The organism is Mesorhizobium sp. M0293 (assembly GCF_040321735.1).
Lineage (GTDB): Bacteria > Pseudomonadota > Alphaproteobacteria > Rhizobiales > Rhizobiaceae > Mesorhizobium.
Genome location: NZ_JAMYSA010000300.1, coordinates 1 through 863, shown reverse-complemented (window position 1 = coordinate 863; position 863 = coordinate 1). Strand labels below are relative to the sequence as shown.

The window sequence follows — 863 nt, the reverse complement described above, 5'->3', positions numbered from 1 at the left end:
TCCCAGGGAGTGGTGTAGCTGACGGCTTGGTCGCCGCGCTCTCCGGCATGGGCCGGACTGATCAGCGCGCCACTGCCGGCAGGCTGATGAGCGGATCATCGCTCATCTGGCTGATGGTCTCAAGAGTCATATAGCGCGCCCGCTGCACGGCCCATTCATCATTCTGCTCAAGCAGCAACGCGCCGACGAGGCGGACGATGGCATCGTCATTGGGGAAGATGCCGATGACCTCGGTGCGCCGCTTGATCTCGCCGTTGAGGCGCTCGATCGGGTTGGTCGAGTGCAGCTTGGCGCGGTGCTCCTTGGGAAAGTCATGTAGGCAAGCACGTCGGGCTCGGCGTCGTCCATGATTGTCGCCAGCTTCGGCACCTTCGGCCGGATCTGGTCGGCGACGGCGCGCCATTGGGTGCTGGCGGCTTCTGGCGTCTCCTGGGCAAAGGCGGTGGCGATGAAGGCGGAGACGACACGGCGCCCGCTCTTGCCGGCATGCGCCAGCACGTTCCTCATGAAGTGGACGCGACAGCGCTGCCAGGTCGCCGACAGAACCTTGGTGACGGCCGCCTTGATGCCTTCATGGGCATCGGAGACGACGAGCTTGACGCCCCTGAGGCCGCGGCGGGTCAGCTTGCGCAAGAACTCCGTCCAGATCGGCTCGGCCTCAGACGTGCCGACCTCCATGCCCAGCACCTCGCGCCGGCCGTCCGCGTTGACGCCGACAGCGATGATGACGGCGACCGAGACGATGCGGCCGCCGCGGCGCACCTTCAGGTAGGTGGCGTCGATCCACAGATATGGCCAGTCGCCCTCGATGGGTCTTTCAAGGAACGCTTTGACCTTGCCGTCGATCTCTTCGCACAGCCGGC

Annotated in this window: 1 pseudogene; it reads right to left on the bottom strand. The window is 65.6% G+C overall.

Annotated features, from left to right (window positions below):
* Nucleotides 1-61: 61 nt before the first annotated feature.
* Nucleotides 62-863, bottom strand: a pseudogene (locus NKJ06_RS35575) (IS256 family transposase); the annotation flags it as partial.